This is a genomic window from Klebsiella sp. FDAARGOS_511 (assembly GCF_003812845.1).
Classification (GTDB): Bacteria; Pseudomonadota; Gammaproteobacteria; order Enterobacterales; family Enterobacteriaceae; genus Klebsiella; species Klebsiella grimontii.
Genome location: NZ_CP033823.1, coordinates 59,923 through 85,257, shown reverse-complemented (window position 1 = coordinate 85,257; position 25,335 = coordinate 59,923). Strand labels below are relative to the sequence as shown.

Below are 25,335 nucleotides of genomic sequence, written 5' to 3'. Positions count from 1 at the left end.
TTTCCTGATGATTTTGCCACCATCATGGGCATAGCGCGCACTTCGCTGAATACTTATCCACATAAATCCGCAAACAGATAATATACATATTCCGGAAACAGATAACGGGAAATCTGCAAAACAGTCTTAACCCAGTTATTAATCCCCTGCATAACAAGCAGCAGGGAGATCCTTTATCTCTGTCACTTCAGTGAAGAGTCACATTAAGGCCTTCGCTCGCGGCGACCGCAAGCGTTCGCGCCGCTCAGAAACTAAGTACCTCCCACCGCCATGCGGCGGGCCTGTCAGCAACACTTCATTATTTAGTTACATCATCCAAGTAAATCCCCTGAGAACCACACCCGTGCTGTCCTCGACATCGCATCACACACTAAAAAACAGCAAAAACCTCACCTCTCACCACCGGAGAACGCTGACGCTTCAATTGCACCTGTGCCCACCTGACCGCCACTGAAAAGCGGCGCCCACCCCGGCCACCGGCCGGGGTAATGCATCGCTTTAAAATGGCGGATGTTGTAACTAGATTTCGTGGTTGCTGCAGGTAGTGTTGCTTTGAGTTCTGGCATACACGCTCGTAAGCGGCCCTTACGGCCCGCTAACGCGGAGATACGCCCCGACTGCGGCTATCGCCTTGTCGTGACCACTCCGACCGCGCACAGCAGCTTCTGAATCGTTTTCAGCGGGTTTGGTTGGGCTTAGCAGGGTGGGGGATTATTACGGCTGAAGCCGTAATGCTTTTTTCGTCCTCGCTTCGCTGCGGGGGTCTCCGGCGCATAGCGCCTCCCATGCGCTCACGCGCATCTTAAAACCGTCCCCGGCATACCCTGAGCGTGAAGCGTGTTCAAGCAGGACTGAGAGGCCAGCAGGGTAATGTCAGAAAGCCATTGTTGGTTTTCTGTTAAAAAATCGGTGACATTTTCTTCTATCTCATTCGCTTTTTCTGTTCAGAACCATGAATTATTTGACGCCAGAGTCGGGATATCAGACTTATGCATGTAAAATACGTGCCCGGAGCTGAACGGAAACAGAGCAGAGAATGAACCGCAAACAATTTATTCAGAGCCGGGGCGCCAACTGTCGTAACTGGACCTGGAGCTGGTCTTTTATTAATCATGACGACCAGCTGGTCATCTTCGGGGCATGGGACGTTGAGCGCGACCAGGAGCGCGCTGTCATCCTGCGGGAAGAATGGGAGTACAACGCCAGACTCAGAAAGAATCCCGGCTACACCCAGGCGGTTGAGCATATCGGCTACATCCTCGGGGGATACGACCTGTACACCTTCAACATGGTGCAGGCCACCAGTCCGGATGCGCCGGACGTCGCGGTCATTCAGGATTTTGAGCGCCGGCTGGAAAAACGCTTTCTGAGAAAAGAGGGCGCCGTCTGGTACGCCGACTTCACGGCCAGTCCGTACCCTGAGGAACTGTCCGTTGCCGGCAGTTACAGTGAGGGTGCTACAAAAACCATCACCGTTAATGCATACGAACGCGACCCGGCCGCCCGGCGGGCCTGTATTGCACATCATGGTGCTGTCTGTCAGTGCTGCGGATTCGATTTTGAGAAAACCTGGGGCGAGCACGGGAAAGGATTCATCCACGTTCATCATATCCGGCCGCTGAGAACGCTCGGGGCTGACTATCAGATTGACCCGGTAAACGAGCTGGTCCCGTTGTGCCCGAACTGCCACGCCATGATTCATCGGGGCAATGAGGCAAAGCCGTTGTCCGTTGAAGAACTTCGCGCCATGATGAGGCCCGCCGGCTGAATGCCGGCATTCTTACAGACACGAAATACTGTTAACCGGAGCCCTGCATGCGCGTTGCCGAACATATCCTCCTCGATGCCCTCACTCGCGGAGGATGCATCAAAACCTTTTACCGCATATCCTCACGACAGGCTGCTGAATCGGCCACGCGGATACCTGAGGGGTATATTCTGGAGTCTCCCGGCGACCGGGAAGATATTGTACTCAGCCATGCGGACTTTCATGCGCTGGAGAAGCTGCTGGAGCAGAAGGATACCTGGGAGCAGATGGTCGGGGTGACCTGTTTTGGTGGGGCAACCTGGAAGCTGAGAGCCGGGTCCATGTGATGAGTGGCTGGGGTGCTGAAATAATTCTTTTATTTCAGCAGTGGCATTCCTGCAGTCCAAGACTACAGTCTTCTTACCGGATGCATTGTGTCTGTCCCACACTCCGGGGATTTCCCTTTGACGGACTACAATTGTGTCTGGCCAGCGCCCTTCAGGCTGGCTTTTTTTCGCACAAACCTGTTCAGACTAGGTCTGAATGGTTGTCTCCCTGCCCTGCCCGTTTACGCTGATGGCCAGACAGGGAGTGCCAGGAAAGAATGGTTAGTGGCGGATCTGCGCCAGGTCGTCTTCCGTCAGACCGGTCATTTTCATCACGGTACTGCGGTCAATGCCGTTCTGCAGCATGGTACGGGCAATTTTCAGAGTCGCTTCGCGCTCACCTTCTGAACGGCCTTTTTCAATACCCCGTTTTTCACCCAACTGGATGCCCTGCTCAATACCCTGCTCAATACCCTGCTGGATACCCTTCTCAATACCTTTCTGCTCGAGCTGTTGTGCGATGGTCATGAGTGCGTCTCCGTGTTGCGGCACACGCTGTGCCAGTTCGCGAACAAAGGTTTCGGCGTCGGCTGTCTCGCCTGCCTGGACTATATAGTTTACCAGTGATATGACCTGGGATGAAGACAGGTATCCGGCCAGCAAAATGGGCGCCAGACGGTCAACCAGTTCAGCGAGGTCGCGCTGATGAATATGTTTCTGAAGCAGCGTCAGGGCGGCCATGCTGCGATGGCCAGCGATGTCATCATCCGGAATAACGGTCACATCAACCAGCGGGAAAGCGTTGCTGTAGAGTGTGCCTGCCAGCGCTGGGTCGTCAAACTCATCCAGCCAGCGGGTAGAGTACGGATACGGACTGCGTTTACCGGTATAGAACAGGACCGGTATCACCAGGGGGAGCTTCTTATGGCCCGCTTCCAGATGGCGCTGCATGGCGGCCACCGCGTAACGTATCAGGCGAAACGCCATATGTTTGTCGGGTGAGGACTGATGCTCAATGAGCACGTGAACGTAGCCATCCCCGGCGGTGGTTTTCAGGCTGTAGAGGACGTCGCTGAAATACTGGCGGAGGTCATCCTCAACGAACGAGCCGGATTCGAGTTTCAGCGTGCTGAGGTCACAGATGGCCTGCAGTTCTGCCGGGAGATGCAATTCCATGAAATCCCGGGCAATATCGGGTTGCGTCAGGAACTGCCGGAATGTCGCATCGTGAGGAGTGGGTGTGCTGTTTTTCTTCTTCATCAGCCCTGGCTCTGAAAAATGACCCGGATATGCTATCACAGGCAGGAGCAGCACATAATGGCCAGTCAGATGATGATATAGGGGTCAGTTTGGATATAGAGAATTATTGTACGGTAAGCCTGTTTTTTGAACAGACTTACCTATAGCAATAGGGTGTACTCCCGCGCTATACGGCATTTTCAGAGGTTTGACCTTAATCGGATAACCTAAATGCGATACTGCAAGAGCGACAACTTAAAAGCGATAGCCACTGACGCAAAATCAACCCCTTACGAACCAAGATTGGTTAAATAATGCGCTTAACGTACAAAAATTTCCGATCTCCAAACTGACCCCAATAGCGTCATTAACGAGGTTTTCGCGTTGATTGTAGAAAAATTGCGACATAACAGTTTCCTGAGCTTAGGGTGTGACACATCTGCACAGTGAACTGCGCAGCGCGTGTCAGAGAGTGAACGGGTCGTTACTGTCTGGTATTCAGACGGTTTAACGTGAGTGGGTCGCCGTTGTGCAGGTTATCAAAGGCGGTACCCTGCTGGCACAGCCAGGGAATACCGCCCTGACGGGCAATAATCGCGCCGTGGGCTAATGGGCTGCCGTGCTGCAGGCAGATAGCGGCGGTGTTGCTGGCGTCGAGTTGCAACACAACGGACGGGTAGATGTCATCGGCAATCAGGATGGTGCGATGTAGCAGAACAGGGGCGTTGTCGGTCACATCCGTCAGATGCCCCAGCGTGCGATGCATAATGTCTTCGACGTCGATATAGCGCGCCTGAAGATAGGCATCATCAAGCTCACGATACTGCTGGCTGAGGGCCATCATGGTCTCTTGCCAGGCACGCTCGGCGCTGCATTTCCGCTGACGCAGCGTCTCGCTGGCGCTGTTCAGCAGGTCGGGATCGTCAAGCAGGGTATGCTGGCCCGAGAAGATGGCGGCAATGTCGTCCGAATATTTTTCAGCTGCCAGGCGAGTTAAGTCGATGAGATCGTCCAGGGTATGACTTACCGCTATTTTCAGACGACGAAACTCCTCTTCCTGCGTACCGCCTGCAAGATCATCGAAGTGATGATTAATGGGGTGGTAATGCAGCACCTGTCCACTCACCGTTGTCAGCGCGGGTTGTGCGTTATCAACCTCAGCGTCTGCCTGGCAATGTTCGCCAAAATTGTCGGCGGCCAGCGCCTGAAATGCGATCAAGGCGTCTGCGGCCTGAGGCCCTTTGGCTACCAGCCGAACCCGATCGTGGCAGCGAACTTTCAACAGTGCAATTTGATTGATGCTGTCAGGTTTGACGCATTTGCCCTCTTTTTCCAGCAGTAGCACCGCATCAAACCCGGAAAGCCCCTCAACCAGCCGGGCGGCAGGGCGAACGTGCAGGCCGTTAGGGTTGTTAATCTCCACCGTAACGGACTCGGCCTGCGCATCGCAAGCATCGATTTCTGCGGACGAAAGGCTATTACGGGACTCTTCCAGCGCGGGGAAACCGAGCTGAACACGCTTTGCCTGCAGCGCACTTTGCGCATCTTCGATAACCTTATCGATGCTCGCGCCACTGGCGGCACTGACCGTGGCGGCCAGTGCGCCCTCGACCAGCGGGGCCGGGCATAAATGCACGCGTGCGGCCACCTCCGGTTCCAGCAGGTCGAGCGCGGTTTCGGCACTCAACAGTGCGCTGCCCATATCCATTAACACCAGAATCGCGTCCGTATCCGCCACGGAGAGGATTGCGTCCATCACCTTAATCGGATCGGTGCCGATAGGATTGGTTGGGTCGTCAATGCCTGCGGCGATAGCCAGCTTACAGCTATCACCCCTTAACATCTGGCGAGCCAGTTCCCCGACGCCCTGGCCCAGTTGGGCACTGTGCGAGACAATTACCAGGTTTACCATCGCCTTATCCTCTGTATTACGCGTTAGCCGCAGCAGCCAGCATTTGCACCATAAACAGCGCTGATGTGGCGCCCGGATCCTGATGACCAATACTGCGTTCCCCCAGGTAGCTGGCACGTCCTTTACGCGCCTGCATGGTAATGGTGGATTGCGCGGCCTGTTCTGCCACCTCGCAGGCCGCTTCCAGCGCGGCGGTCATTGATAAATGGTTTTCGCTGGCGTGACGCAGTGAATCCGCCACCGGGAGCCAGACGTCACACATGGTTTTATCACCTCGTTCGGCTTTCCCCCTGCTCACCACACCGTCAGCACCTTCGCGGATCATCAAATAGAGCTCCTCAACGCTGAGGTTCTGACGAGCCTGGGTAACCTGGGCTGCGCGGATAAAAAAGGTTCCGAACAGCGGGCCACTGGCTCCCCCCACGTTGGAAAGCAGCACCATGCCTGTATTCTTCAGAATAAAGCCAATGTCTTTGTCGGCAATGGAGGGTAATTTTTCTACCACCTTGCTGAACCCGCGGTGCATATTCAGGCCGTGATCGGCGTCGCCGATATCGCGGTCGAGGCCGGTAAGAAAATCGCTCTGGGTGGTGAAAATTTCTCCACAGCGATACAACCAGTCGACAATGTTATTTCTGTTCAGTGACATCGCAGATCTCCTTAATGACCCCAGTTGAAGGCAGGGGTGTGAACGGGGGCATCCCAAAGAGCGAGCGTTTCAGCATCGGCTTTCAGCAACGTAATAGAAAAACCGGACATATCCAGCGAGGTACACCAGGAACCGACCAGACTGCGGGCAAGAGTGATTCCGGCGTCATCGCACAGTGTTTCCAGGCGGTTATAAACGCCGTAGAGTTCGGAAAGCGGGGTTGCACCAAGGTTGTTGACCAGCGCAATCACCTGATCTCCCTGTTGCAGCGCCTGTTTGGTCTGGGTAACTTCCTGCCAGTTGCCTTTTACCGGGTCCCACTGGCGTAACGTACGGCTGTAATTGCCGTTCTCCAGCAGGGTGGTAAACATGGCGTCAACGGTGTCGTTCAGCGAGGTGAAGGGGCGGCGGTCGATGCCTGGTTCGCCGTGGATCCCCACGCCAAACTCCATTTCGTTATCATTGAGTTCAAACGATGGTTTTCCGGCGGCGGGGACGGTACATGCGCCAAGCGCAATGCCGATAGAGTGACCCTGATTGTTCAGCCTGCGGCCCAGGCTGGCACAGGCTTCAAGGCTGTCACCACGTTCTGCGGCTGCGCCCACCAGTTTTTCGATAAGCACCGTGTTCGCCACGCCGCGCCGACCGGCAGTATAGAGGCTGTCTTTGACGGCGACATCATCATCGACCACCACCGTGGTGACTTTTACGCCGCTCTCGTGGAGTAGCTCGGTGGCGGTTTCAAAGTTCAGCACATCGCCGGTGTAGTTTTTGATGATCAGCAGCACGCCTTCGCCACCGTCGATATGCATCGCGCATTCAAACATTTTATCCGGGGTCGGAGAGGTGAAAATTTCTCCCGGGCAGGCACCACTCAGCATCCCCATACCAATAAACCCGCAGTGCATTGGCTCATGGCCGCTTCCGCCGCCGGAAAGCAGGGCCACTTTACCCGCGACGGGCGCATCTGCCCGGGTAACATAGACCGGGTCCTGGTGTAGTTTCAGTTCAGGGTGCGCTTTCGCCATCCCGGCAAGTTGTTCAGTCAGTACATCTTCCACACGGTTAATCAGTTTTTTCATTATGCATACTCCGCTGGATGTTATTGGGCCACCTGGTCAGTGAGCCCGTTGTAGGGTTTCGGCTGCGGTATTGGCGTTTCCAGTATCCTGGCCGATGAATTGATTCTCCCCTGGCGGGTAAAAAAGAAAATCCCTGTTGATTTTGGTTTCAAGTCGGAACGGAAATAGGTGAAAACGTTCCATATTGGAACGATATTAATGGGTTGTCGCTAAAAGTGAGAAGCCGGACAATATTTCAAGGTGTGTTTCGGTATTCGTCGGAGACGATGAGCGTCGCAGAGACTATTTTTTTTTGCCCATTAGGGTCAAAATGGCGGTGATACAGAATTTTCTGTCGTTGAATTGTGTGATAGCGATCCAGACCTTGATCTCAATCCTGATGTTTTGTCGTGGTTAATGTTCCATTTTGAAACGTTATTTTCTGAATCGCGTTCCGATGTGGAACCAAACAGTGAAGCATTTTTTTGTTCTGCGCCCGCTCTACAGTGAGTGCTACCGCGTCGGTCGTGCTCAATCTACCGTTGGAAACGCGATAAACAGGAGCGAGCGTCACCCGGCGTCATCATGGAAACGAGTTCAATGTGAGGGTGTAGAGAATGCTACAAGTTATTCAGTCTCCGGCAAAATATCTTCAGGGTCCTGATGCAGCTGCGTTGTTCGGCGAGTATGCCAAAAACCTGGCAGACAGTTTTTTTGTGACTGCCGATGATTTCGTCATGAAACTGGCGGGTGACAAGGTACTGAATGGTCTGCATGAAAACGGCATAAGCTGCCATGCAGAACGCTTTAACGGCGAATGCAGCCATGCGGAAATCAATCGCCTTGGCGCGATTTTGCAGCAGAAAGGGTGCAAAGGCGTGGTGGGTATTGGCGGCGGGAAAACGCTCGATACCGCAAAAGCCATTGGCTATTACCATAAACTGCCGGTTGTGGTTATCCCGACCATCGCCTCTACGGATGCGCCGACCAGCGCGCTGTCGGTTATTTATACCGAAGCCGGGGAATTTGAAGAGTATCTGATCTACCCGAAAAACCCCGATATGGTGGTGATGGATACGGCGATTATTGCCAAAGCCCCCGTACGATTACTGGTTTCGGGTATGGGTGATGCACTCTCTACCTGGTTTGAAGCGAAAGCCTGCTACGACGCACGTGCGGTCAGTATGGCGGGAGGTCAGTCAACGGCCGCCGCATTGAGTCTTGCACGCTTGTGTTACGACACCTTGCTGGCGGAAGGCGAAAAAGCACGTCTGGCAGCCGAAGCGGGTGTCGTTACCGTTGCGCTGGAACGCATCGTTGAAGCCAATACCTATCTGAGCGGCATTGGTTTCGAAAGCAGTGGCCTGGCAGCGGCTCACGCCATTCACAATGGCTTCACCATTCTGGAAGAGTGTCACCATCTGTATCACGGTGAGAAAGTGGCTTTCGGTACTCTGGCCCAACTGGTGCTGCAAAACAGCCCAATGGAAGAAATCGAGACGGTACTCCGTTTCTGCCAGAAAGTGGGCTTACCGATGACGCTGGCGCAGATGGGCGTGAAAGAAGGCATTGAGGAGAAAATCCTCGCGGTGGCAAAAGCGACCTGCGCGGAAGGGGAAACCATCCACAATATGCCGTTCCCGGTGAGCCCGGAAAGCGTTTACGGCGCGATCCTGACGGCCGATCGCCTGGGCGCACAATGGTTGGCTACTGAGTAACGATTACCGCTGGTCGCTAATCCGGCCAGCGTTCCACCTGCGTTGTGGATCTCCCCTGGCGTTGCCGTTACCGGTGCCGGGGGTTGTTGTTTTTATGGACCGGCCTTTTCAGGCAGGCAGAGAAGAGAGTAATAAGGCTATGACCACGCAGAATGAGCACGTCGAACAGGCCCTGACGTCATTTATTGACCAGTCCTGGCACCGCTGCGGCAAGATGATGAAGCGCGAATTCTGGAGTACGCCGCATCAGGCTAAGGGGCTGACGTTCCAGTCTATCTGCCGTCGTAAGACTGCGCTGCTGACCATCGGCCAGGCGGCGCTGGAGGATGCCTGGGAGTATATGGACGGTCGCCCGTGCGCCCTGTTTATTCTGGATGAGTCTGCTTGTGTTCTGACCCGCTGCGGCCACCCGGATACCCTGGAGGCGCTGGATTCTCTGGGGTTCATGGCCGGTAGTTACTGCGCGGAAAGTATTATTGGTACCTGTTCTCTCTCTCTGGCGTCAATGATCGGGCAGCCGGTAAAAACTCTGGGCGATCAACACTTTAAACAGGCCTTATTCCCCTGGGCATTCTGCTCTACGCCCATTTTTGATAACAATGGGCGTTTATTTGGCTCGATTGCCCTGTGTTGTCTGGCTGAGGACTCGGGCGTGGCAGATCTCTCTTTGACCCTGGCGATGACCAGAGAAGTGGGGAATTCGTTGCTGACGGATAGCTTACTGGCGGAGTCTAACCGCCATCTCAATCAGATGTACGGCCTGCTCGAGAGCATGGATGACGGTGTGATGGCCTGGAATGAGCAGGGCATATTACAGTTTCTTAATCCCCAGGCGGCGCGGTTATTACACCTCGATGCGCAGGCGTGTCAGGGGAAAAATATTAACGATCTGGTGACGCTGCCCGCCCTGCTTCGGCGGGCCACCAAACAGGCGCGCTCCCTCAGCCACGCCGAAGTCACGTTCGAAAGCCAGCACCAGTTTGTCGATGCGGTCATCACGCTAAAACCGATTGTCGAAGCGCAGGGAACCAGTTTCATTCTGCTGCTCCATCCGGTTGAACAAATGCGCCAGTTAATGACCAGCCAGTTGGGTAAGGTGAGCCATACGTTTTCTCAGATGTCGGCGGACGATCCGGAGACCCGGCGGTTGATTCATTTTGGTCGTCAGGCTGCGCGGGGCAATTTCCCGGTACTCATGTGCGGGGAAGAGGGGGTTGGTAAAGAGTTAATCGCGCAGGCAATTCATAACGAAAGCGAACGGGCGGCGGGCCCGTTTATTGCCGTTAACTGCCAGTTATATGCTGATAATGCCCTTGGCGTAGATTTCATGGGCAGTTCGGCAACGGAAGAAGAGAACGGGCGTCTGAGTCGCCTTGAGCTGGCGTCCGGTGGCACACTTTTTCTGGAGAAGATCGAATATCTGGCCCCGGAGCTACAGTCCATTTTACTTCAGGTGATCAAGCAGGGTGTGGTGACGCGTCTGGATGCACGGCGGTTGATTCCGGTGGATGTTAAAGTGATTGCCACCACGACGATGGATCTCGGCAATCTGGTGGAACAAAACCGTTTTAGCCGCCAGCTTTATTACGCATTACACTCGTTTGAGATCAGTATTCCACCGTTGCGTGAACGGCGGAACAGTATCCCGTCGCTGGTGCATAGCCGCTTGCGCACGCTGGAGCGGCGTTTCTCATCTCGGCTAAAAGTTGACGACGATGCGCTGGCGCATCTGGTGGCCTATTCGTGGCCGGGAAATGATTTTGAGCTGAACAGCATCGTGGAGAATATTGCTATCAGCAGCGAGCACGGGCACATCCGCTTAAGCAATCTGCCAGGGTGGCTATTCAGCGAACACCCCGGTGTGGCGGGAAACAGTACATTAATGCCCGCCAGTATGAGCATTTCGGCAATAGAGAAAGAAGCGATTATTCACGCCGCCAGAGTGACCAGTGGGCGCGTACAGGAGATGTCACGGTTGCTGAATATTGGCCGCACCACCCTGTGGCGTAAACTGAAGCAGTTTGATATTGATGTCACTCAGTTCAAGCATCGACATCAGGATTAAGGTTCTCCTCTGGCTGGCACTCCGCCACGCGCGCCATCGCAAACAACGCATCAGACAGACGGTTGATGTAACTTTTTAACGATTCGCGCAGGGGCACAGTTCTGTCCATTGCCACCAGAATCCTTTCAAGTTGTCGGGCCTGCGTGCGCGCCACATGCAGGTAAGCCGAAGCCAGGTTCTTGCCGGGGATGACGAACGCTTTTAGTGGGCCCGTTGCGGTCATATTGCGGTCGATCTCTTGTTCCAGTCGGTTAATATCCGCCTGATCGATAACGCGGCTAAGACGAGTAATCCCCCTTTCATCGCAGGCCAGTTCAGCGCCCACCACAAACAACTCCTCCTGAATGCGGTGCAGCCCGGCACGCAGGTCAGGATCGTCGTTGGCAGCATGACAGACGCCCAGCAGTGAAATTAGCGTATCCACACTGCCGTAGGCTTCTACTCTGATATCGTCTTTATTGATTCGGCTACCGCCAAACAGCGCCGTCGTGCCTTTATCACCGGTTCGGGTATAGATGCGATACATGTTATAGCGCCTCGCTAAAGGGGATGACTTTCACCAACTGGCCCGCATTCGCGCCGAGATTACGTAAACGGGCGTAGCCACTGTCAGGAGGGCAGTGACGCAGGGGGCGATCGGCAGGGTACTGGGCATGTGTCAGTACGGTATCGCCGCTGGCGGAAACGCCGATCCCGGTGCGGAGCGCGGAGTGCTGCGCGGCCTGATGGGCAAGCGCCAGTGCGTTATCGATGTCAGCACAGGAGATGGTTCGGCAAGGTACACCCTGTTCCTCAAGACCGAGGCTTATCTGACGCAGCGTTTCGCTGTCGTGCAGGCCTGGATGGTAAAACAGATGCACTGCGGGTGAGCCGGGAATACCAGGGTTTTGCATACGCGTTCTCCACGTCAGTTAAATCACAAAAGCGGGCACAGCGGCCCGCGAATGGTTTGGTGACGTGCTTCAGAACGCCTGACGGAAAATCTCAACAATCTCTTTCTCATTCCCTTTACGCGGGTTAGAGAACGCGTTGCCGTCTTTAAGCGCCATCTCCGCCATATATGGGAAGTCAGCCTCTTTTACGCCAAGTTCATTCAGGTGCTGAGGGATGCCAACGTCTTTGGACAAACGGGCAATGGCGTTAATTGCGCACTCAGCGGCATCCATCGTGGAGAGCCCGGTGGTATTTTCGCCCATAAAGGTGGCGATATCGGCAAATTTTTCCGGGTTGGCTATCAGGTTGTAGCGGCAGACGTGCGGTAACAGCACGGCGTTTGCCACACCGTGAGCCATGTCGTACAGGCCGCCAAGTTGGTGAGCCATCGCATGGACATAACCGAGGTTAGCATTGTTAAACGCCATCCCGGCAAGCAGTGACGCGCAGGCCATATTTTCACGCGCTTTGATGTTGGTGCCCAGCGCCACGGCCTGACGAAGGTTAGTCGCAATCAGTTTAATAGCCTGGATAGCAGACGCATCCGTCACCGGGTTGGCATCTTTGGAGATATAGGCTTCCACGGCATGAGTCAGCGCATCCATCCCGGTTGCGGCGGTCAAACCGGCAGGTTTGCCAACCATCAACAGCGGATCATTGATGGAAACAGAAGGCAGGTTACGCCAGCTCACAATAACGAATTTCACTTTGGTTTTGGTATTCGTCAGTACGCAGTGACGGGTGACTTCGCTGGCGGTGCCGGCGGTGGTGTTGACGGCAATAATCGGTGGCAGCGCATGGGTCAGGGTTTCGATACCCGCATAGCTATAAAGGTCGCCTGGGTGGGTCGCGGCGATACCGATACCTTTCCCGCAGTCATGAGGACTGCCGCCGCCCACGGTGATTATCATGTCGCAATGCTCTTTCTGGAAGACCGCCAGACCATCACGCACGTTGGTGTCTTTCGGGTTCGGTTCGACACCATCAAAAATTACCACGTCAATACCGGCTTCGCGCAGATGTTTTACGGTCTGATCGACTGCGCCGTCTTTAATGGCGCGCAGGCCTTTATCGGTCACCAACAGGGCTTTTTTCCCGCCCAACAGTTTGCAGCGTTCGCCCACAACAGACACCGCGCCCGGGCCGAAGAAGTTCACATTTGGAACAAGAAAGTCATACATACGATCGCTCATAATAAGCCTCAGAAAATTGAGTTAGAAATAAAGTTGATTAATGCTTGTCGAAATAGTCGAGCGCTGACCTGGCTATTTCCATATCCTGTTCAACCGTGCCACCACTGACGCCGATTGCGCCAATAACCTGATTGTTTTCAATAATGGGGAAACCACCGCCAAAAATAACAATTCGCTGCTGATTGGTAAGCTGCAAACCATAGAGTGACTGGCCCGGTTGAACGCCTGCGGTAATTTCATGCGTCGGTTGTTGCAGGCAGCAGGCAGACCACGCCTTGTTCAGCGAAATATCACAACTGGTGACAAAGGCTTCGTCCATTCGCTGCATTATCAGCGGGTTTGCTCCGCCATCGACGATGGATATGACCACTGGTACATTGATTTCACTGGCTTTACTCTCAGCGGCTGCCGTCATCGCTTTTGCCATGGCAAGGCTGACGGTGGCGCGGGGAAGGCTTTTAATCATACATACTCCTGAAATCATCCACAGAGTGTTAATGGGAGTGGTGTTAATTTAATAAAAAATTAAATGCTGGATGATTAATGGATGAAAATCACATTAATCCTTTGGTGTTATTTTTGCTTTTAATGAACGTAAGTCAACAGGGAGTAATGGGCGGGTGATTTTATAGAAAATGCTTTTTTAGCACTATTTTGATTTGACGTCGGTCGTGTATCACATTTATTTGTGAGGCTGTTTTAATGCGTTCCACTGTGAAACGGATTAACAAAAAGATGTCCCAAAATAAAACCAAATTTATTTAATTTTTTTATTGCGCTGCGCCCTTTAAGTTGCCGGTAATTCTCACCCGGAGAGCACTACCGGGCACAATTTTTTAATCTTATGAGCCAGAGCAAAATGAGACGATCAAAACGATTCGAAGTCCTCGAAAAGCGGCCAGTTAACCAGGATGGCCTGATTGGTGAATGGCCTGAAGAAGGGCTGATTGCAATGGGTAGCCCCTGGGACCCGCCATCTTCCGTGAAAGTCGAAAACGGGCGCATTGTTGAACTGGACGGCAAAGCCCGTGCCGATTTCGACATGATTGATCGGTTTATCGCCGATTACGCCATCAACATTGAACAGACAGAACGCGCAATGGCCCTGGATGCGTTGACGATTTCACGCATGCTGGTGGATATCAACGTGGGGCGGGCAGAAATCATTAACATCACCACCGCCATTACCCCGGCGAAAGCGGTGGAAGTGATGGCCCACATGAACGTGGTGGAAATGATGATGGCGTTGCAGAAAATGCGCGCGCGGCGTACGCCTTCCAATCAGTGCCATGTAACCAACCTGAAAGACAACCCGGTGCAAATTGCGGCGGATGCAGCCGAAGCGGGGATCCGCGGATTCTCCGAACAGGAAACCACCGTCGGCATTGCCCGCTATGCGCCGTTTAATGCCCTGGCGTTGTTGGTGGGCTCGCAATCTGGCCGTCCTGGCGTATTAACCCAGTGCTCAGTGGAAGAAGCCACCGAACTGGAGCTGGGTATGCGCGGGTTTACCAGCTATGCGGAAACCGTCTCCGTGTACGGTACTGAAGCGGTGTTCACCGATGGCGATGACACACCGTGGTCGAAAGCCTTTCTGGCGTCTGCCTACGCGTCTCGCGGGCTGAAAATGCGCTACACGTCTGGCACAGGCTCGGAAGCGCTGATGGGATATTCCGAGAGCAAATCGATGCTTTACCTGGAGTCGCGCTGCATCTTTATCACCAAAGGTGCCGGGGTGCAGGGGCTGCAAAATGGCGCGGTAAGCTGCATTGGCATGACCGGGGCGGTACCTTCCGGTATTCGTGCGGTGCTGGCGGAAAACCTGATTGCCTCCATGCTCGACCTGGAAGTGGCCTCAGCCAATGACCAGACGTTCTCCCACTCTGATATTCGCCGCACGGCACGCACGCTGATGCAGATGCTGCCGGGGACGGACTTTATCTTCTCAGGCTATAGCGCCGTACCGAACTACGACAACATGTTTGCCGGGTCGAATTTCGACGCCGAAGACTTTGACGATTACAACATTCTGCAACGCGACCTGATGGTCGATGGCGGTCTGCGTCCGGTATCGGAAGAAGAGACCATCGCCATCCGCAATAAAGCGGCCCGCGCGGTACAGGCCGTATTCCGTGAACTGGGGCTGCCTGCGGTGACCGATGAAGAAGTGACGGCGGCGACCTATGCGCACGGCAGTAAAGACATGCCGCCGCGTAATGTGGTGGAAGATCTGGGCGCAGTGGAAGAGATGATGAAACGCAATATCACCGGGCTGGATATTGTTAAGGCCCTGAGCGTTAACGGATTTGATGATGTGGCCGACAATATTCTCAATATGCTGCGCCAGCGTGTGACCGGGGATTATCTGCAAACCTCCGCGATCCTCGACCGTGATTTTGACGTGGTCAGCGCCGTAAACGATGTCAACGATTACCAGGGGCCGGGTACGGGCTATCGAATTTCCCCGGAACGCTGGGAAGAGATCAAAAACATTGCCACGGTTATCCAGCCTGACAGCATCGAGTAAGGGGAACTGCATCATGGAAACGAAACAGAAAAAGAGCCCGGTTTTTACCCTGACGCTGGTTGAAAACGGCGTTGCCGGTGCGGGTGAACGTGCCGATGAAGTCGTCATTGGCGTTGGCCCGGCATTTGATAAATTTCAGCATCAAACCCTCATTGATATGCCGCATAAAGCAATTATCAAAGAGCTGGTGGCGGGCGTTGAGGAAGAGGGGCTGCATGCCAGAGTGGTCAGGATCCTGCGCACCTCGGATGTCTCTTTTATGTCCTGGGATGCGGCAAATCTCAGCGGCTCGGGGATTGGAATCGGTATCCAGTCTAAAGGGACAACCGTTATCCACCAACGCGATCTGTTGCCGCTCAGTAATCTGGAGCTGTTTTCTCAGGCTCCGCTGTTAACGCTCGAAACCTATCGTCAGATTGGCAAAAACGCCGCGCGCTATGCCCGTAAAGAATCGCCCTCGCCGGTGCCGGTGGTGAATGACCAGATGGTGCGCCCGAAATTTATGGCGAAGGCGGCATTGTTCCACATCAAAGAGACAAAACATGTGGTGCCGGATGCCAAACCCGTTGCGCTGAATATTGAAATTATCCGGGAGGAAAAATGACCACCAAAACCACAATGACGGCCGCAGATTACCCGCTGGCAACCCGCTGCCCGGAGCGTATCCAGACGCCGACCGGAAAACCGCTTACCGATATCACGCTTGAAAATGTTCTCGCCGGAAAGATAGGCCCACAGGATGTGCGTATCTCACGAGAAACTCTGGAGTATCAGGCGCAAATCGCAGAACAGATGCAGCGCCATGCTATCGCCCGCAACCTGCGTCGCGCCGGGGAGTTAATTGCCATTCCTGATAGCCGGATCCTCGAAATCTACAATGCGCTGCGCCCGTATCGTTCTTCCACTGAGGAGCTGCTGGCGATTGCCGATGAACTGGAATACCAGTATCAGGCGACGATCAACGCCGCGTTTATTCGCGAATCGGCAGAAGTCTATCGCCAGCGCGATAAGCTGCGTAAAAAAGAAGCATAAGGGCGAGCTGATATGGCATTGATTGCGGGGATTGATATTGGCAACGCCACGACAGAGGTCGCCCTGGCTGAGTCCACCAGTCAGGGGCTGCGGTTTCTTACCAGCGGAATTGTGCCGACGACCGGAACGAAAGGGACACGGGACAACATCAGCGGGGTGATTGGCTCACTCATGCAGGCGCTGGATAAAGCCGGGCGCAGTCAGCAGGATGTGGCGCTCATTTGCCTGAATGAGGCCGCGCCGGTCATTGGCGATGTGGCGATGGAGACCATTACCGAAACGATTATCACCGAATCGACGATGATTGGTCATAACCCCCAGACGCCGGGCGGTGAGGGACTGGGCGTTGGAACCACGATCCGTCTGGAAAATCTGGACGCGCTGACGCCCGAAGAATACAGCAGTGGATGGATACCGCTGGTGGACCATCAGGTCGATTTTATGGATGCCGCCTGGCAACTGAATGAGGCGCTCACGCGGGGCATCAACGTGGTGGCGGTGATCCTCCAGCAGGATGATGGTGTGCTGATCAATAATCGCCTGCAGCGTACCTTGCCGATTGTTGATGAAGTGACGCTTATCGACCAGGTACCCGAAGGCGTGCTGGCGGCGGTAGAAGTGGCGGCGACCGGGCAGGTGATTTCGCTGTTGTCTAATCCCTATGGCATCGCCACCTGGTTTGCGCTCACCCCGGAAGAGACACGGATGATTGTGCCCGTGGCGAGAGCGCTTATCGGCAACCGTTCGGCGGTGGTGCTGAAAACTCCGAAAGGCGATGTGAAATCGCGGGTGATCCCGGCGGGGCATATCACCGTGCGTGGGGAAAAACGTACCGTCCAGGCGGATGTGGCACGTGGAGCCGAGTCGATTATGCACGCGGTCGCCGGGTGTGCCCCAATTTGCGATATTCGCGGTGAACCCGGCACCCACGCTGGTGGGATGCTGGAACGGGTGCGCCAGGTGATGGCTTCCCTGAGCGGTCACGGTGCTCATGAGGTCTTTATTCAGGATTTACTTGCCGTGGACACATTCATTCCCTGCAAGGTTCAGGGCGGGCTGGCGAATGAGTTCTCGATGGAAAATGCCGTGGGCATTGCGGCTATGGTGAAATCTGACCGACTGCAAATGGAGGTCATTGCGCGCGAACTCAGCCAACGTTTAAACACCCGTGTGGAAGTGGGCGGCGTGGAGGCCAATATGGCGATTGCCGGGGCGCTCACCACACCGGGGAGCGACACACCGCTGGCTATCCTGGATTTAGGCGCGGGTTCCACGGATGCCGCCACCATCAATGGAGCAGGGCAGATAAAATCGGTGCATCTGGCGGGGGCGGGCAATATGGTCAGCCTGCTTATCAAAACCGAGCTTGGATTAAGCGATTTGACGCTGGCGGAGGAGATTAAGAAATACCCGCTCGCCAAAGTTGAAAGCCTGTTCAGTATTCGCCATGAAAATGGGGCGGTAGAGTTTTTCCGCGAACCGCTCAGCCCGGCCGTGTTCGCTAAAGTGGTGTATATCAAAAACGGCACCCTGATCCCGATTGATAATCACACTTCGCTGGAAAAAATCCGTCTGGTGCGCCGACAGGCAAAAGAAAAAGTTTTTGTGACCAACTGCTTGCGGGCTCTGCGGCAGGTCTCGCCGGGGGGCGAAATCCGTGACATGGCCTTTGTGGTGCTGGTAGGCGGATCATCGCTGGACTTCGAAATCCCGCAAATGATCACCGATGCGTTATCCCATTATGGTGTGGTCGCCGGGCAGGGCAACATTCGCGGAACGGAAGGCCCGCGTAATGCGGTGGCAACCGGACTCGTGTATCGCTGCGATACAGATAATGACCGGGTTTGCGATGACAGATAAATATAAGTTAGGGAAGGTGCGAACAAGTCCCTGATATGAGATCATGTTTGTCATCTGGAGCCATGGAACAGGGTTCATCATGAGTCATCAACTTACCTTCGCCGACAGTGAATTCAGCAGTAAGCGCCGTCAGACCAGAAAAGAGATTTTCTTGTCCCGTATGGAGCAGATTCTGCCATGGCAAAACATGGTGGAAGTCATCGAGCCGTTTTACCCCAAGGCTGGTAATGGCCGGCGACCTTATCCGCTGGAAACCATGCTACGCATTCACTGCATGCAGCATTGGTACAACCTGAGCGATGGCGCGATGGAAGATGCTCTGTACGAAATCGCCTCCATGCGTCGGTTTGCCCGGTTATCCCTGGATAGCGCCTTGCCTGACCGCACCACCATCATGAATTTCCTCCACCTGCTGGAGCAGCATCAACTGGCCCGCCAATTGTTCAAGACCATCAATCGCTGGCTGGCCGAAGCAGGCGTCATGATGACTCAAGGCACCTTGGTCGATGCCACCATCATTGAGGCACCCAGCTCGACCAAGAACAAAGAGCAGCAACGCGATCCGGAGATGCATCAGACCAAGAAAGGCAATCAGTGGCACTTTGGCATGAAGGCCCACATTGGTGTCGATGCCAAGAGTGGCCTGACCCACAGCCTAGTCACCACCGCGGCCAACGAGCATGACCTCAATCAGCTGGGTAATCTGCTGCATGGAGAGGAGCAATTTGTCTCAGCCGATGCCGGCTACCAAGGGGCGCCACAGCGCGAGGAGCTGGCCGAGGTGGATGTGGACTGGCTGATCGCCGAGCGCCCCGGCAAGGTAAGAACCTTGAAACAGCATCCACGCAAGAACAAAACGGCCATCAACATCGAATACATGAAAGCCAGCATCCGGGCCAAGGTGGAGCACCCATTTCGCATCATCAAGCGACAGTTCGGCTTCGTGAAAGCCAGATACAAGGGGTTGCTGAAAAACGATAACCAACTGGCGATGTTATTCACGCTGGCCAACCTGTTTCGGGCGGACCAAATGATACGTCAGTGGGAGAGATCTCACTAAAAACTGGGGATAACGCCTTAAATGGCGAAGAAACGGTCTAAATAGGCTGATTCAAGGCATTTACGGGAGAAAAAATCGGCTCAAACATGAAGAAATGAAATGACTGAGTCAGCCGAGAAGAATTTCCCCGCTTATTCGCACCTTCCTTAACATTCCGTCCTGATAAGTTGGTCGGATAAGGCGCTCGCGCCGTATCCGACATTAATTTCTTAAGCGACTTCATTCACCTGGCGACGCAGCAGGGAAAGTGGGCCGGGGCCGCTAAGCGTGAACACGGAAATTAAGGTGAAGCCCAGCGCCACCAGACCCAGCACCAGGTAAGCGCCCTGGAAACCGATGCTTTCATACATATTGCCCGCCAGAATAGACATAAAAATCATCGCCAGTTGCTTAAAGAAGCAGAAACAGACCAGATAAATCGTCGCTGAAAAACGCACTTCAAACTGGCTGGTAATATATTTAAAGCAGCCCACCAGCAGGAACGGTACTTCAAACATATGCAGCGTTTTCAGAATAACCACTTCCAGTGCTGAGGTAGCGAACGATGAGCCAATAATACGTACTGACATAATAGTGCCAGCCAGCAGCAGGGCGTTTTTCCCACCGATGCGATTAATGATCAGTGGCGCAAAAAACATAATCGAGGCGTTAAGTAATTCGCCCATTGTCGTTACGTAGCCAAATACCCGCGTACCCTGTTCACCGGTAGCAAAGAACGAAGTAAAGAAATTAGCAAACTGTTGGTCAAAAACATCGTAGGTGCAGGAAACGCCAATAACATACAGTGACAAAAACCACAGTTTTGGCTGTCTGAACAGTTCCAGCGCCAGCTTAAGGCTAAATGCCGAATGGTTGGCACCTACCGCATTGGCAACCGTGGCAGAAGAGGGCGCATCCGTTTTGGCGAAAAAGAGTAAAACGGCGAGGATGAATGCACAGCCAGAACCCAGCCAGAAAACAAACTGATTATTGATGGTGAACATGATGCCGACAATCGAGGCACACAGCGCCCAGCCAACACAGCCAAACATCCGCGCGCGACCAAATTCGAAATTACTGCGACGGCTGACTTTCTCGATAAATGCCTCTACTGCTGGCGCACCGGCGTTAAAACAAAAGCCTAGATAAATACCACCAACAATCGATCCTACTAAAATGTTGTATTGTAACAGTGGCCCGAAGATAAAAATAAAGAACGGCGCAAACATCACTAACATGCCGGTAATAATCCACAGCAGGTATTTGCGCAGCCCGAGTTTGTCAGAAAGCAGACCAAACAGCGGTTGGAATAATAGCGAGAACAGAGAAATAGCGGCAAAAATAATACCCGTATCACTTTTGCTGATATGGTTGATGTCATGTAGCCAAATCGGGAAAAACGGGAAGTAGGCTCCCATGATAAAAAAGTAAAAGAAAAAGAATAAACCGAACATCCAAAAGTTTGTGTTTTTTAAATAGTACATAATGGATTTCCTTACGCGAAATACGGGCAGACATGGCCTGCCCGGTTATTATTATTTTTGACACCAGAGCAACTGGTAATGGTAGCTACCGGCGCTAAGCTGGAATTCCGCCGACACTGACGGGCTCCAGGAGTCGTCGCCACCAATCCCCATATGGAAACCGTCGATATTCAGCCATGTGCCTTCTTCCGCGTGCAGCAGATGGCGATGGCTGGTTTCCATCAGTTGCTGTTGACTGTAGCGGCTGATGTTGAACTGGAAGTCGCCGCGCCACTGGTGTGGGCCATAATTCAATTCGCGCGTCCCGCAGCGCAGACCGTTTTCGCTCGGGAAGACGTACGGGGTATACATGTCTGACAATGGCAGATCCCAGCGGTCAAAACAGGCCGCAGTAAGGCGGTCGGGATAGTTTTCTTGCGGCCCTAATCCGAGCCAGTTTACCCGCTCTGCTACCTGCGCCAGCTGGCAGGTCAGGCCAATCCGCGCCGGATGTGGCGTATTGCTCGCCACTTCAACATCAACGGTAATCGCCATTTGACCACTTCCATCAATCCGGTAGGTTTTCCGGCTGATAAATAAGGTTTTCCCCTGATGCTGCCACGCGTGGACCGTGGTAATCAGCACCGCGTCGGCAAGCGTATCTGCCGTGCACTGCAACAACGCTGCTTCGGCCTGGTAATGGCCCGCCGCCTTCCAGCGTTCGACCCAGGCGTTAGGGTCAATGCGGGTCGCTTCACTTACGCCAATGTCGTTATCCAGCGGTGCGCGGGTGAACTGATCGCGCAGCGGCGTCAGCAGTTGTTTTTTATCGCCAATCCACATCTGTGAAAGAAAGCCTGACTGGCGGTTAAATTGCCAACGCTTATTATCCAGCTCGATGCAAAAATCCGTTTCGCTGGTGGTCAGTTGCGGGATGGCGTGGGGCGCGGAGGGGAGTGTCACGCTGAGGTTTTCCGCCAGACGCCACTGCTGCCAGGCGCTGATGTGTCCGGCTGCTGACCATGTGGTCGCGTTCGGTTGCACTACGTGAACCGTTAGCCAGAGTTGTCCGGCGCTCTTCGGCTGCGGTAGTCCAGGCAGTTCAATCAACTGTTTACCTTGTGGAGCGACATCCAGAGGCACTTCACCGCTTGCCAGCGGCTTGCCATCCAGCGCCACCATCCAGTGCAGGAGCTCGTTATCGCTATGACGAAACAGGTATTCGCTGGTCACTTCGATGGTTCGCCCGGATAAACTGAACTGGAAAAACTGCTGCTGGTGTTTTGCTTCCGTCAGCGCCGGATGCGGCGTGCGGTCGGCAAAGACCAGACCGTTCATGCAGAACTGGCGATCATTCGGCGTATCGCCAAAATCACCGCCGTAAGCCGACCACGGATTGCCATTTTCATCATATTTAATCAGCGACTGATCCACCCAGTCCCAGACGAAGCCGCCCTGTAAACGGGGGTACTGACGAAACGCCTGCCAGTATTTAGCGAAGCCGCCAAGACTGTTACCCATCGCGTGGGCGTATTCGCAAAGGATCAGCGGGCGCGTCTCTCCAGGCAACGAAAGCCATTTTTTGATGGACCATTTCGGCACAGCCGGGAAGGGCTGGTCTTCATCCACGCGCGCGTACATCGGGCAAATAATATCGGTTGCGAGGGTGTCGGCTCCGCCGCCTTCATACTGTACCGGGCGGGAAGGATCGACAGATTTGATCCAGCGATAGAGTGCGTCGTGATTAGCGCCGTGGCCTGATTCATTCCCCAGCGACCAGATGATCACACTCGGGTGATTACGATCGCGCTGCACCATTCGCGTTACGCGTTCGCTCATCGCGGGTAGCCAGCGCGGATCATCGGTCAGACGATTCATTGGCACCATGCCGTGGGTTTCAATGTTGGCTTCATCCACCACATACAGGCCGTAGTGGTCGCACAGCGTGTACCACAGCGGATGGTTCGGATAATGCGAACAGCGCACGGCGTTAAAGTTGTTCTGCTTCATCAGCAGGATATCCTGCACCATCGTCTGCTCATCCATGACCTGACCATGCAGAGGATGATGCTCGTGACGGTTAACGCCGCGAATCAGCAACGGCTTGCCGTTCAGCAGCAGCAGACCATTTTCAATCCGCACCTCGCGGAAACCGACATCGCAGGCTTCTGCTTCAATCAGCGTGCCGTCGGCGGTGTGCAGTTCAACCACCGCACGATAGAGATTCGGGATTTCGGCGCTCCACAGTTTCGGGTTTTCGACGTTCAGACGTAGGGTGACGTGATCGGCATAACCACCACGCTCATCGATAATTTCACCGCCGAAAGGCGCGGTGCCGCTGGCGACCTGCGTTTCACCCTGCCACAAAGAAACCGTCACCCGCAGCTCATCGCGCAGCTCGCCGTACATCTGAACGTCTGCCTCCAGTACAGCGCGGCTGAAATCATCATTAAAGTGAGTGGCTACATGGAAATCGCTGATTTGCGTGCTCGGTTTATGCAGCAACGAGACGTCACGGAAAATGCCGCTCATCCGCCACATATCCTGATCTTCCAGATAACTGCCGTCACTCCAGCGCAGCACCATCACCGCGAGGCGGTTTTCTCCGGCGTGTAAAAATGCGCTCAGGTCAAATTCAGACGGCAAACGACTGTCCTGTCCGTAACCGACCCAGCGCCCGTTGCACCACAAATGAAACGCCGAGTTAACACCATCAAAAATAATTCGCGTCTGGCCTTCCTGTAGCCAGCTTTCATCAATATTAAATGTGAGCGAGTAACAACCCGTCGGATTCTCCGTGGGAACATACGGCGGATTGACCGCAATGGGATAGGTCACGTTGGTGTAGATAGGCGCATCGTAACCGTGCATCTGCCAGTTTGAGGGGACGATGACAGTATCGGCGTCAGGAAGATCGCGCTCCAGCCAGCTTTCTGGTACCGCTTCTGGTGCCGGAAACCAGGCAAAGCGCCATTCACCATTCAGGCTGCGCGACTCTTGGGAAGGGCGATCGGTGCGAGCCTCTTCGCTATTACGCCAGCTGGCGAAAGGGGGATGTGCCGCAAGGCGATTAAGTTGGGTAACGCCAGGGTTTTCCCAGTCACGACGTTGTAATACGACGGCCAGTGAATCCGTAATCATTGTCATAGTTGTATCCTGCGTGAATTGTTATCCGCTCACATTTTCGCATAACATACGAGCCGGACACATAGAGTGTAAAGCCTGGGGTGCCTAATGAGTGAGCTGACTCACATTAATTGCGTTGCGCTCACTGCCCGCTTTCAAGTCGGGAAACTTGTCGTGCCAGCTGCATTAAGGAATCTGCCAACGTGCGGGGAGAGGTGGTTTGCGTATTGGGCGGTAGGGTGGTTTTTCTTTTCACCAGTGAGACGGGCAACAGCTGATTGCTCTTCACCGCCTGGCCCTGAGAGAGTTTCAGCAAGCGGTCCACGCTAGTTTTCCCCAGCAGGCGAAAATCCTGTTTGATGGTGGTTAACGGCGGGATATAACACGAGCTGTCTTCGGTATCGTCGTATCCCACTACCGAGATATCCGCACCAACGCGCAGCCCGGACTCGGTAATAGCGCGCATTGCGCCCAGCGCCATCTGATCGTTGGCAACCAGCATCGCAGTGGGAACGATGCCCTCATTCAGCATTTGCATAGTTTGTTGAAAACCGGACATGGCACTCCAGTCGCCTTCCAGTTCCGCTATCGGATGAATTTGATTGCGTGTGAGATATTTATGCCAGTCCGCCAGACGCAGACGCGCCGAGACAGAACTTAATGGACCGGCTAACAACGCGATTTGCTGGTGACCCAATGCGATCAGATGCTCCACGCCCAGTCGCGTACCGTCTTCATGGGAAAAAATAATACTGTTGATGGGAGTCTGGTCAGAGACATCAAGAAATAGGGCCGGAACATTAGCGCAGGCAGCTTCCACAGCAATGGCATCCTCGTCATCCAGCGGATAGTTAATGATCAGACCACTGACGCGTTGCGCGAGAAGGTTATGTACCGCCGCTTTACAGGCTTCGACGCTGCTTCGTTCTACCATCGACACCACCACGCTGGCACCCAGTTGATCGGCGCGAGATTTAATCGCCGCGACAATTTGCGACGGCGCGTGCAGGGCCAGACTGGAGGTAGCAACGCCAATCAGCAACGACTGTTTGCCCGCCAGTTGTTGTGCCACGCGGTTGGGAATGTAGTTCAGCTGCGCCATCGCCGCTTCCACCTTTTCCCGCGTTTTCGCAGAGACGTGGCTGGCCTGGTTCACCACGCGGGAAACGGTCTGATAAGAGACACCGGCATACTCTGCGACATCGTATAGCGTTACTGGTTTCACATTTACCACCCTGAATTGACTCTCTTCGGGTGCTATCATGCCATACCACGAAATGTTTTGCGCCATTCGGAGGGGGCACGCCGAAGTGAGATTCAAAATGCCGACGTCAGTTCACAGGTGGGTAATGATACCAACGTGTTGATTTCGTATTTTCACTGACACCAGGATCATCCTGATGTTACAAGGATTGAATGACAACAGATTAAAATAGTCATCAACA

Annotated in this window: 21 protein-coding genes; 10 read left to right on the top strand and 11 right to left on the bottom strand. The window is 54.1% G+C overall.

Annotated features, from left to right (window positions below):
* The first annotated feature begins 1,036 nt into the window (after nucleotides 1-1,036).
* Nucleotides 1,037-1,768, top strand: coding sequence for an HNH endonuclease (locus EGY08_RS00445; RefSeq protein WP_004098867.1), 732 nt, complete (start codon nucleotides 1,037-1,039; stop codon nucleotides 1,766-1,768).
* A gap of 47 nt (nucleotides 1,769-1,815) precedes the next feature.
* Nucleotides 1,816-2,094 (top strand): hypothetical protein, encoded by a 279-nt coding sequence (locus tag EGY08_RS00440; RefSeq protein ID WP_004098869.1) that lies wholly within the window; start codon nucleotides 1,816-1,818, stop codon nucleotides 2,092-2,094.
* A 261-nt stretch (nucleotides 2,095-2,355) separates the two neighbouring features.
* Here the strand turns inward: EGY08_RS00440 and EGY08_RS00435 are convergent, their stop codons facing one another.
* Nucleotides 2,356-3,333: an Rpn family recombination-promoting nuclease/putative transposase gene (locus EGY08_RS00435; protein ID WP_004098871.1), complete on the bottom strand. Its 978-nt coding sequence runs from the start codon at nucleotides 3,331-3,333 to the stop codon at nucleotides 2,356-2,358.
* On the opposite strand from EGY08_RS00435, the gene EGY08_RS00430 reads away from it, so the two are divergent.
* Complete coding sequence (locus EGY08_RS00430) at nucleotides 3,291-3,479, top strand: hypothetical protein (protein WP_101867698.1); 189 nt, start codon at nucleotides 3,291-3,293, stop codon at nucleotides 3,477-3,479. The genes EGY08_RS00435 and EGY08_RS00430 overlap by 43 nt on opposite strands.
* Nucleotides 3,480-3,796: 317 nt before the next feature.
* Here the strand turns inward: EGY08_RS00430 and dhaM are convergent, their stop codons facing one another.
* Genes dhaM through dhaK form a run of 3 tightly spaced genes read right to left on the bottom strand, consistent with a single transcriptional unit; the run spans nucleotide 3,797 to nucleotide 6,955 of the window.
* On the bottom strand, nucleotides 3,797-5,224 hold the full coding sequence (gene dhaM / locus EGY08_RS00425) for a dihydroxyacetone kinase phosphoryl donor subunit DhaM (protein WP_004098873.1): 1,428 nt from the start codon (nucleotides 5,222-5,224) through the stop codon (nucleotides 3,797-3,799).
* 16 nt (nucleotides 5,225-5,240) lie between these two features.
* Nucleotides 5,241-5,873, bottom strand: a complete 633-nt coding sequence (gene dhaL, locus EGY08_RS00420; protein ID WP_004098875.1) for a dihydroxyacetone kinase subunit DhaL — start codon at nucleotides 5,871-5,873, stop codon at nucleotides 5,241-5,243.
* A gap of 11 nt (nucleotides 5,874-5,884) precedes the next feature.
* On the bottom strand, nucleotides 5,885-6,955 hold the full coding sequence (dhaK, locus tag EGY08_RS00415) for a dihydroxyacetone kinase subunit DhaK (RefSeq protein WP_004098877.1): 1,071 nt from the start codon (nucleotides 6,953-6,955) through the stop codon (nucleotides 5,885-5,887).
* Nucleotides 6,956-7,551: 596 nt separating this feature from the next.
* Here dhaK and EGY08_RS00410 point away from each other — a divergent pair.
* Both EGY08_RS00410 and dhaR read left to right on the top strand, forming a co-directional pair.
* On the top strand, nucleotides 7,552-8,652 hold the full coding sequence (locus EGY08_RS00410; RefSeq protein WP_004098879.1) for a glycerol dehydrogenase: 1,101 nt from the start codon (nucleotides 7,552-7,554) through the stop codon (nucleotides 8,650-8,652).
* Nucleotides 8,653-8,791: 139 nt separating this feature from the next.
* Nucleotides 8,792-10,717 (top strand): dihydroxyacetone kinase operon transcriptional regulator DhaR, encoded by a 1,926-nt coding sequence (dhaR, locus tag EGY08_RS00405; protein WP_064352032.1) that lies wholly within the window; start codon nucleotides 8,792-8,794, stop codon nucleotides 10,715-10,717.
* Here the strand turns inward: dhaR and EGY08_RS00400 are convergent.
* The 4 genes from EGY08_RS00400 to EGY08_RS00385 form a co-directional block, all read right to left on the bottom strand.
* Nucleotides 10,695-11,243 carry a cob(I)yrinic acid a,c-diamide adenosyltransferase gene (locus EGY08_RS00400; RefSeq protein ID WP_004098883.1) on the bottom strand — a complete coding sequence of 183 codons (549 nt, stop codon included), beginning with the start codon at nucleotides 11,241-11,243 and terminating at the stop codon, nucleotides 10,695-10,697. The two genes, dhaR and EGY08_RS00400, sit on opposite strands and share 23 nt — an antisense overlap.
* A gap of 1 nt (nucleotide 11,244) precedes the next feature.
* Nucleotides 11,245-11,610, bottom strand: coding sequence for a glycerol dehydratase reactivase beta/small subunit family protein (locus EGY08_RS00395; RefSeq protein ID WP_004098885.1), 366 nt, complete (start codon nucleotides 11,608-11,610; stop codon nucleotides 11,245-11,247).
* Nucleotides 11,611-11,679: 69 nt separating this feature from the next.
* Nucleotides 11,680-12,843, bottom strand: a complete 1,164-nt coding sequence (gene dhaT / locus EGY08_RS00390; protein WP_004098891.1) for a 1,3-propanediol dehydrogenase — start codon at nucleotides 12,841-12,843, stop codon at nucleotides 11,680-11,682.
* Nucleotides 12,844-12,880: 37 nt separating this feature from the next.
* Nucleotides 12,881-13,309 (bottom strand): GlcG/HbpS family heme-binding protein, encoded by a 429-nt coding sequence (locus EGY08_RS00385; RefSeq protein WP_004098893.1) that lies wholly within the window; start codon nucleotides 13,307-13,309, stop codon nucleotides 12,881-12,883.
* A gap of 393 nt (nucleotides 13,310-13,702) precedes the next feature.
* Here EGY08_RS00385 and EGY08_RS00380 point away from each other — a divergent pair, with 393 nt between their 5' ends.
* The 5 genes from EGY08_RS00380 (at nucleotide 13,703) to EGY08_RS00360 (ending at nucleotide 19,322) form a co-directional block, all read left to right on the top strand.
* The gene (locus tag EGY08_RS00380; protein WP_004098894.1) at nucleotides 13,703-15,370 is read left to right on the top strand and encodes a propanediol/glycerol family dehydratase large subunit; all 1,668 of its coding nucleotides are present in this window, start codon (nucleotides 13,703-13,705) and stop codon (nucleotides 15,368-15,370) included.
* A 13-nt stretch (nucleotides 15,371-15,383) separates the two neighbouring features.
* Nucleotides 15,384-15,974 carry a propanediol/glycerol family dehydratase medium subunit gene (locus tag EGY08_RS00375; protein ID WP_004098897.1) on the top strand — a complete coding sequence of 197 codons (591 nt, stop codon included), beginning with the start codon at nucleotides 15,384-15,386 and terminating at the stop codon, nucleotides 15,972-15,974.
* A complete protein-coding gene (locus EGY08_RS00370) occupies nucleotides 15,971-16,402 on the top strand; it encodes a diol dehydratase small subunit (RefSeq protein ID WP_004098899.1) in 432 nt (143 codons plus the stop codon). The genes EGY08_RS00375 and EGY08_RS00370 overlap by 4 nt, the downstream gene beginning before the upstream one ends.
* A gap of 12 nt (nucleotides 16,403-16,414) precedes the next feature.
* Entirely contained in the window at nucleotides 16,415-18,262 is a 1,848-nt protein-coding gene (locus EGY08_RS00365; protein WP_004098901.1) for a diol dehydratase reactivase subunit alpha, read from the top strand.
* Between the two features lie 79 nt (nucleotides 18,263-18,341).
* Complete coding sequence (locus tag EGY08_RS00360; protein WP_004098903.1) at nucleotides 18,342-19,322, top strand: IS5-like element IS5 family transposase; 981 nt, start codon at nucleotides 18,342-18,344, stop codon at nucleotides 19,320-19,322.
* Nucleotides 19,323-19,531: 209 nt separating this feature from the next.
* Here the strand turns inward: EGY08_RS00360 and lacY are convergent, their stop codons facing one another.
* The 3 genes from lacY to lacI form a co-directional block, all read right to left on the bottom strand.
* Entirely contained in the window at nucleotides 19,532-20,785 is a 1,254-nt protein-coding gene (gene lacY / locus EGY08_RS00355) for a lactose permease (RefSeq protein ID WP_004182120.1), read from the bottom strand.
* 51 nt (nucleotides 20,786-20,836) lie between these two features.
* The gene (gene lacZ, locus EGY08_RS00350) at nucleotides 20,837-23,911 is read right to left on the bottom strand and encodes a beta-galactosidase (RefSeq protein ID WP_004182121.1); all 3,075 of its coding nucleotides are present in this window, start codon (nucleotides 23,909-23,911) and stop codon (nucleotides 20,837-20,839) included.
* A gap of 121 nt (nucleotides 23,912-24,032) precedes the next feature.
* Nucleotides 24,033-25,115, bottom strand: a complete 1,083-nt coding sequence (gene lacI / locus EGY08_RS00345) for a DNA-binding transcriptional repressor LacI (protein ID WP_016831235.1) — start codon at nucleotides 25,113-25,115, stop codon at nucleotides 24,033-24,035.
* Nucleotides 25,116-25,335 lie beyond the last annotated feature (220 nt).

Coding starts and splice junctions, on each gene's coding strand:
- EGY08_RS00445 (WP_004098867.1), top strand. CDS start 1,037: ATGAACCGCAAACAATTTATTCAGAGCCGGGGCGCCAACTGTCGTAAC.
- EGY08_RS00440 (WP_004098869.1), top strand. CDS start 1,816: ATGCGCGTTGCCGAACATATCCTCCTCGATGCCCTCACTCGCGGAGGA.
- EGY08_RS00430 (WP_101867698.1), top strand. CDS start 3,291: ATGTCGCATCGTGAGGAGTGGGTGTGCTGTTTTTCTTCTTCATCAGCC.
- EGY08_RS00435 (WP_004098871.1), bottom strand. CDS start 3,333: ATGAAGAAGAAAAACAGCACACCCACTCCTCACGATGCGACATTCCGG.
- dhaM (WP_004098873.1), bottom strand. CDS start 5,224: ATGGTAAACCTGGTAATTGTCTCGCACAGTGCCCAACTGGGCCAGGGC.
- dhaL (WP_004098875.1), bottom strand. CDS start 5,873: ATGTCACTGAACAGAAATAACATTGTCGACTGGTTGTATCGCTGTGGA.
- dhaK (WP_004098877.1), bottom strand. CDS start 6,955: ATGAAAAAACTGATTAACCGTGTGGAAGATGTACTGACTGAACAACTT.
- EGY08_RS00410 (WP_004098879.1), top strand. CDS start 7,552: ATGCTACAAGTTATTCAGTCTCCGGCAAAATATCTTCAGGGTCCTGAT.
- dhaR (WP_064352032.1), top strand. CDS start 8,792: ATGACCACGCAGAATGAGCACGTCGAACAGGCCCTGACGTCATTTATT.
- EGY08_RS00400 (WP_004098883.1), bottom strand. CDS start 11,243: ATGTATCGCATCTATACCCGAACCGGTGATAAAGGCACGACGGCGCTG.
- EGY08_RS00395 (WP_004098885.1), bottom strand. CDS start 11,610: ATGCAAAACCCTGGTATTCCCGGCTCACCCGCAGTGCATCTGTTTTAC.
- dhaT (WP_004098891.1), bottom strand. CDS start 12,843: ATGAGCGATCGTATGTATGACTTTCTTGTTCCAAATGTGAACTTCTTC.
- EGY08_RS00385 (WP_004098893.1), bottom strand. CDS start 13,309: ATGATTAAAAGCCTTCCCCGCGCCACCGTCAGCCTTGCCATGGCAAAA.
- EGY08_RS00380 (WP_004098894.1), top strand. CDS start 13,703: ATGAGACGATCAAAACGATTCGAAGTCCTCGAAAAGCGGCCAGTTAAC.
- EGY08_RS00375 (WP_004098897.1), top strand. CDS start 15,384: ATGGAAACGAAACAGAAAAAGAGCCCGGTTTTTACCCTGACGCTGGTT.
- EGY08_RS00370 (WP_004098899.1), top strand. CDS start 15,971: ATGACCACCAAAACCACAATGACGGCCGCAGATTACCCGCTGGCAACC.
- EGY08_RS00365 (WP_004098901.1), top strand. CDS start 16,415: ATGGCATTGATTGCGGGGATTGATATTGGCAACGCCACGACAGAGGTC.
- EGY08_RS00360 (WP_004098903.1), top strand. CDS start 18,342: ATGAGTCATCAACTTACCTTCGCCGACAGTGAATTCAGCAGTAAGCGC.
- lacY (WP_004182120.1), bottom strand. CDS start 20,785: ATGTACTATTTAAAAAACACAAACTTTTGGATGTTCGGTTTATTCTTT.
- lacZ (WP_004182121.1), bottom strand. CDS start 23,911: ATGACAATGATTACGGATTCACTGGCCGTCGTATTACAACGTCGTGAC.